This is a genomic window from Burkholderia sp. Cy-637, assembly GCF_011753175.1.
GTDB lineage: Bacteria > Pseudomonadota > Gammaproteobacteria > Burkholderiales > Burkholderiaceae > Burkholderia > Burkholderia gladioli.
Window position 1 is genome coordinate 1 of sequence record NZ_VWWC01000259.1, and the last position, 6,658, is coordinate 6,658.

General features: G+C 71.2%; 6 protein-coding genes. 4 read left to right on the forward strand and 2 right to left on the reverse strand.

The genetic code is table 11. The features are described 5' to 3' along the window. Positions 1–181 precede the first annotated feature (181 nt). A complete protein-coding gene (locus F3J10_RS33630; RefSeq protein WP_025098988.1) occupies positions 182–1,582 on the forward strand; it encodes an MATE family efflux transporter in 1,401 nt (466 codons plus the stop codon). A gap of 203 nt (positions 1,583–1,785) precedes the next feature. Further along, positions 1,786–3,180, forward strand: a complete 1,395-nt coding sequence (gene fumC / locus F3J10_RS33635; protein WP_025098989.1) for a class II fumarate hydratase — start codon at positions 1,786–1,788, stop codon at positions 3,178–3,180. 116 nt (positions 3,181–3,296) lie between these two features. On the opposite strand, the gene F3J10_RS33640 is transcribed toward fumC, so the two are convergent. After that, positions 3,297–3,806, reverse strand: a complete 510-nt coding sequence (locus F3J10_RS33640) for an acyl-CoA thioesterase (RefSeq protein ID WP_025098990.1) — start codon at positions 3,804–3,806, stop codon at positions 3,297–3,299. A gap of 85 nt (positions 3,807–3,891) precedes the next feature. Next, entirely contained in the window at positions 3,892–4,044 is a 153-nt protein-coding gene (locus tag F3J10_RS33645; RefSeq protein WP_013697043.1) for a hypothetical protein, read from the reverse strand. A gap of 164 nt (positions 4,045–4,208) precedes the next feature. On the opposite strand from F3J10_RS33645, the gene F3J10_RS33650 reads away from it, so the two are divergent. Together F3J10_RS33650 and F3J10_RS33655 are read left to right on the forward strand one after the other, a co-directional pair. Beyond that, complete coding sequence (locus tag F3J10_RS33650) at positions 4,209–4,934, forward strand: metalloregulator ArsR/SmtB family transcription factor (protein ID WP_167243880.1); 726 nt, start codon at positions 4,209–4,211, stop codon at positions 4,932–4,934. A 162-nt stretch (positions 4,935–5,096) separates the two neighbouring features. Continuing rightward, a partial coding sequence (locus F3J10_RS33655) for a DUF6600 domain-containing protein (RefSeq protein WP_167243881.1) occupies positions 5,097–6,658 on the forward strand: 1,562 nt, incomplete at its 3' end.

Here is a 6,658-nt window from a genome sequence, read left to right on the forward strand (position 1 = left end):
CGGCCGGCGCCAAGGCGAGCGGCGCGCGTCGCCCATCCGGCCCCGCGCGCGAAGCCACGCCGCCGCCAAGCCCCCACGCGCGACGCGCCCTCTGGCGCCGATTCGACAGTCGCGCAGGAAAAACGTAAGCTGCTCGCTTCACTACAACAACAGAGCGCGGGCACGTACCCGCGGTCCGCCCATGTCGCTTCCCGGCTTCTCGCGCGCGGCCAGCGCGCCGCCCTCCTTCTCTCGCCACGCCGCCGACACCGCCCGTCTCGCCGCGCCGCTCGCGATCGCGCAGCTCTCGCAGATGGCGATGAGCGTCACCGACACGGTGCTGCTCGGCTCGCTCGGCCCCGACTCGCTCGCCGCCGGCGGGCTCGGCGCGACGCTGTTCTTCGTGGTGGTCACGGTGCTGCAGGGCGTGCTGACCTCGGTGAGCGTCAGCGTCGCGCATGCGCGCGGCGCGCAGGCCGACGAGCGCATCCCGCACATCTACTGGACCGGCGTCGCGCTGGCCCTGCTGCTGGCGCTGCCGGCGATCCTGGTGCTGCTGTTCGTCGAGCCGCTGCTGCTGATGTTCCACGAACCGGCCGAACTGGCCCGCAATATCGGCGAATACTGCCGGGTGCTGTGCCTGGCCGCGCCGGGCAGCCTGATCGGGGTGGGCCTGATGCGCTCCTTCCTGCCGGCGATCGGCGCCGCGCGCCGGCTGCTGTGGGTCTCGATCGCGGGCGTGGGCGTCAACGCGGTGCTCAACTACGGGCTGATCCACGGCGCCTTCGGCCTGCCGCGGCTCGGTTTCCTCGGCTCGGCGGTGGCCACCACCATCACCATCTGGCTCACCGCGATCGCGCTGGTGCTGCTGCTGCACGGCCGCCCGGCGTTCCGTCACTTCGTAGCCGCCTCGCGGCCCAAGCTGCCGATGATGGGCGAGCTGGTCGGCATCGGCTGGCCGGTCGCCATCACCTACGGGGTCGAATCGACGCTGTTCCTGGCCACCGGCCTGACCATCGGCGTGCTCGGCGAATCCTCGCTGGCGGCGCACCAGATCGCGCTGAACGTGGCCTCGGTCGCCTTCATGGTGCCGCTGGCGATCGGCCAGGCCGCCAACGTGCGGGTCGGCTACTGGATGGGCGCCGGCCAGCCGCTGGCGGCGCGTCACGCGGGGTTCGCCGCGATCGGGCTGGGCGTGGCCTTCATGTCGCTGTCGGGGCTGCTGCTGATCGTTGCGCCGCATGCGATCGTCGGCCTCTACCTGCACCTGGACGATCCGAAGAACGCCGGCACCATCGCGCTGGCCACCAGCCTGCTCGGCATCGCGGCGATCTTCCAGATCGTCGACGGCATGCAGACGGTGGGCTCGGGCTGCCTGCGCGGCCTGAAGGACACGCGCGTGCCGATGATCGTCGCCACGCTCGGCTACTGGGGCGTCGGCTTCCCGGTCGGCTACTGGTTCGCGTTCCATGTCGGGCTGGGCGCGCGCGGGCTCTGGTGGGGGCTCGCCGCGGGCCTGGCCAGCGTGGCCGTGCTGATGACCTGGCGTTTCCACAAGAAGACCCGGGCCGTGATCGACGCGCATCACGGCACCGCCCGCTGAGGCGAACCACCGGCGGACGCGCCGTGCCCGCCCGGCATTGCCCTGCCTTCTTCCCGCCGCGCCGCCAGCCGACGTAAAATCGCGCGCGGCGCTATGCTTGTCGCCTCTGGACGCCGTCGACAGAACGGCGCCCGTCCCTACCTACGCTTTCGTGCCGCGCCCGATGCGCGCGGCGTGGCTGTTTTCTTGTGACGGAGTCAAAGATGAGCGAAGCAGTACGGATGGAACGCGACACCTTCGGTGAGATCGCGGTGCCGGACGCCCGCCTGTGGGGCGCGCAGACGCAGCGGTCGCTGCAGAACTTCAAGATCTCGACGGAAAAGCAATCGCCCGAGCTGATCCACGCGCTCGCGCTGATCAAGCGCGCGGCCGCCACGGTCAACCGCGAGCTCGGCGTGCTGGCCGAGGACAAGGCCAACGCGATCGTCGCGGCCGCCGACGAGATCATCGCCGGGCGCCATCCCGATGAATTCCCGCTCGCGGTCTGGCAGACGGGCTCGGGCACGCAGACCAACATGAACCTCAACGAGGTGATCGCGAACCGCGCCAGCGAGCTGCTCGGCGGCGTGCGCGGCGAGTCGCGCAAGGTCCACCCGAACGACGACGTGAACCGCGGCCAATCCTCGAACGACGTGTTCCCGACCGCGATGCACATCGCCGCCGCGTTCGCCATCCATACCCAGTTGCTGCCCGCGCTGAAGCGCCTGCGCAGCACGCTCGACGAGAAGTCGAAGGCCTTCGCCGGGATCGTCAAGATCGGCCGCACCCACCTGCAGGACGCCACGCCGCTCACGCTCGGCCAGGAGTTCTCGGGCTACGTGGCCCAGCTCGACCAGGGCATCCGCCATCTCGAATCGACCCTGCCGCACCTGTACGAGCTGGCGCAGGGCGGCACCGCGGTGGGCACCGGCCTGAACGCGCATCCGAAGTTCGCGGTGGCGGTGGCCGACGAGATCGGCCGGCTCACCAAGCTGCCCTTCGTGAGCGCGCCCAACAAGTTCGAGGTGATGGCCGCGGCCGACGCGCTGGTGTTCGCGCACGGCGGGCTGAAGACGGTCGCCGCCAGCCTGATGAAGATCGCCAACGACGTGCGCTGGCTGGCCAGCGGCCCGCGCTGCGGCCTGGGCGAGCTGTCGATCCCCGAGAACGAGCCGGGCAGCTCGATCATGCCGGGCAAGGTCAACCCGACGCAGTCGGAAGCCGTCACGATGCTGTGCTGCCAGGTGTTCGGCAACGACGTGGCCGTCAACTTCGGCGGCGCGAGCGGCAACTTCGAGCTGAACGTGTTCCGCCCGATGATCGCGCACAACGTGCTGCAGTCGGTGCGCCTGCTGGCCGACGGCGCGCTGAGCTTCAACGATCACTGCGCGGTCGGCATCGAGCCGAATCATTCGCGCATCGACACGCTGCTCAACGAATCGCTGATGCTGGTGACGGCGCTCAATCCGCATATCGGCTACGACAAGGCCGCGCAGATCGCCAAGAAGGCGCACAAGGAAGGCACCACGCTGAAGGCTTCGGCGCTCGCGCTCGGTTATGTCACCGACGCGCAGTTCGACGAATGGGTGAAGCCCGCCGAGATGATCGGCAAGCAATAAGCGCATGGGCCGGCGCCGCCGGCCCTCGATGCCAACGACAAGGCCGGCAGGACGTCTCTCGCGTCCTGCCGGCCTCGTTCATCATGGCTGGCGCCGGCAGGCAGCCGGCGCGCGGCTCAGACCACGCCCTTGGCCACCTCTTCCGGCTTCAGCTCGACGAGCTTGTCGAGCGCCTCGCGCACGTCCAGCGCGTATTGCTGCAGGCGCTTGTCCTCGTCGGTGACGGGCACCAGCGGCGGCACCGGCAGCGGGTTGCCGTTCTCGTCGACGGCCACGAACACCACCATGCAGTCGGTGGTCTGGCGCAGCACGCCGCCCTTCGGGTCGCCCGCGTGCACGGTCACGTGGATGTGCATGCTGGTGCGGCCGGTAGCCACCACCCGCGCCTTCAGCTCGACCAGGTTGCCGACCAGGATCGGCCGCTTGAAGCGGATATTGCCGACGCTGACGGTCACGCAGTAGCGGCTCGACCAGATCGCCGCGCAGGCGTAGGCGGTCTCGTCGATCCATTTCATCAGCGCACCGCCGTGGACCTTGCCGCCGAAATTCACCGAGGTCGGCTCGGCGAGGAAACGGAACACGGTCTCGGTGCGATCGAGGGGCGCGGTGGGCGTGGGGTTCGACATCTTGGCTCCGTTTCGGGCGGTATCGTGTGGGTGAAGCCGATTATACGGTTCGCCACCGCGATCCTGCGTCGCAGCCGCCCCGGGCTCAGTTGTGGACCGTGATGCCCTGGTCGAGCGTGCCGTACATCTCGATGCTGCCCTGGCCGCCGCCGGCCGATCCCGCGCCGCCGTTCGCGCAGCCGGCGCACAGGCAGGCCGCCGCGAACACGGCCAGCAGCAGTTTGCTCAATTCCCGCATGATCGCCCGTCCTCGAAATCCGATCTGCGCATTCTACGCGGGGCGGCACCGGGCACGCGGCCGCGCGACCGGCAGTGCCGCATTCGATACTTCGCGCTGCCCTGAACCATCGAATGCGGGCGGCGCCTACACTAGCCTGACCCGTTTCCCTCCGAGGCCCGACCATGATCGCCACCGACCCGCACTTTCCCGGCCTGAGCCGGCTCGGCGCCCTGCTCGCCGATCCGGGCCGCGCGGCCATGCTGTGGGCGCTGATGGACGGCAGCGCGCGCCCGGCCGGCGAGCTGACGCTGCTGGCCGGGCTCTCGCCCTCGGCCGGCAGCGCGCACCTGGCGCGCCTGACCGACGGCGGCCTGCTCTCGCTCGAGGTGCGCGGGCGGCATCGCTATTACCGGATCGCCTCGCCCGAGGTGGCCGCCTCGATCGAGACGCTCGCCAACCTCGCGCAGGCCACCGCGCCGCTGCGGCCGGTGCCGGCCGTGGCGCGCACCGTGCCACTCGAGATGCGCCATGCGCGCACCTGCTACGACCACATGGCCGGCGAGCTGGCGGTGCGCGTCTACGACCGCATGCGCGAGCGCGGCTGGCTGGCCGCCGCCGATGGCGAGGCCGACGGCCCGCACGATCTGGCGGTCACGCCGCTGGGCGCCGACGAACTGGCAAGCCGCTGGCGGATCGACATCGGCGCCCAGCGGCGGCGCCGCCGCCGCTTCGCCTGCACCTGCCTGGACTGGAGCGAACGGCGCGCCCACCTGGCCGGCGCGCTCGGCGCCGCGCTGCTCGATGCCTGGCTCGCGCAGCGCTGGATCGAGCCGGCCGGCAAGCCGCGCGTGCTGCGCATCACGCCCGACGGGCAGCGCCGCTTCGAGGCCTTGCTTACCGGCGCTTGACGCCTCGATTGCAAATGCTTGACGAAAACGGGGACAGCGACATGCTTTGTTACAGCCGCGCATGAGCGCATTACAAAAGCGTCGGCCCGGAAACACGGCGCGCGGGTAGAGTGAATTCAAACGGCGCTGGCATGCGCCGCGCCATCGAATCACGAGTTCGCCATGACCCCGCTTCGCGTTCCGTTCTCCCTCACCGCGCTGGCCGCCTCGGCCTTGCTGGCGCTCGCCACGCTGGCCCCGGCCGCGTCGTTCGCGCAGACCGAACCGGCGCCGCCGCCCGAGGTGGCGCCCTCCGCGCCCACCACGCAGCAAGCCGGCGGCGATCCGCCCTCGCGCGTGGCGCGGCTCGACTACCTGTCGGGACCGGTGACCACCGAGCCGGCCGGCGCGAGCGACTGGTCCTACGCGGCCGTCAACCGGCCGCTGACCAGCGGCGACCAACTCTGGAACGACCAGGGCGCGCGCTCGGAGCTCCATATCGGCTCGACGGCGGTGCGACTCGACCAGTCCACCGCGCTGGCGATCCTCGCTCTCGACGATCGCAACACGCAGCTGAAGGTGGGCCTGGGCAGCCTGTCCACCCATGTGCGCGAGCTGCCGGCGGGCAGCGCCTACGAGATCGACACGCCCAACCTCGCGCTGGCCGTCGACGGCGCCGGCGACTATCGCGTCGACGTGGCCCCGGACGGCGCCTCGACCACCGTCACGGTGCGACGCGGCAGCGCCACCGCCTTCGGCGACAGCGGCCAGATCCCGATCGCGGCGGGCCAGCAGCTCAGCTTCACGGGCACCAACCTGCAGCTGGGCGCCAACAACGCCGCGCCGGGTCCCGATCCGTTCGACCAGTGGAGCGCCTCGCGCGACGCGGCCGAGGACCGCTCCATCTCGGCGCGCTACGTGTCGCGCGAGGTTCCCGGCTACCAGGACCTCGATGCGAACGGAAGCTGGCGCGATTCGCCCGACTACGGGGCGATCTGGATCCCGAACGACGTGCCGGCCGGCTGGGCGCCCTATCACACCGGCCACTGGATCTGGCAGGCGCCCTGGGGCTGGACCTGGGTCGACGATGCGCCCTGGGGCTTCGCGCCGTATCACTACGGCCGCTGGGCCTATGTCGACGACAGCTGGGCCTGGGTGCCCGGCCCGATCGTGCCGGCCGAGCCGCCCTGCTACGCGCCGGCGCTGGTGGCCTTCGTCGGCGGCGGGGGCGGCGGCTTCGACTGGAGCGTCGGGCTGGCCGTGGGCGGCGCGGTGGCCGCCGGCGTGGCCTGGTTCCCGCTCGCTCCGCACGAGGCCTGGCATCCCGGCTGGGGCGGCTGGAGCCCGCGCTATTACGATCGCGTGAATCGCACGGTGATCGTCAACAACACCCGCGTCACGAACATCACCAATATCCACAACACCTACGTCAACTACCACGTGCGCAACGCGGTGACGGCGGTGCCGGCGCAGGCCTTCGTGCATGGCCAGCCGGTGGCGCGCTTCGCGCAGCACGTCGATCCGCGGCAATGGCACGACGCGCGGATCGGCGCGGGCGCGCCCGGCATCGCGCCGGTCCGCCAGAGCTTCTCGGGCGGCCTGCGCAACGCCAGCTATCGGCCGCCGCAGCCGGCGCTCTCGCACCCGATCGTCGCCACCCGCAACCCGGCGGTGCCGGCCGCGTTCCACGACCGGCAGGCGCAGCAGTTCGCGCAGCACGGCGGCCGGGTGCCCGGCGCCGGCGC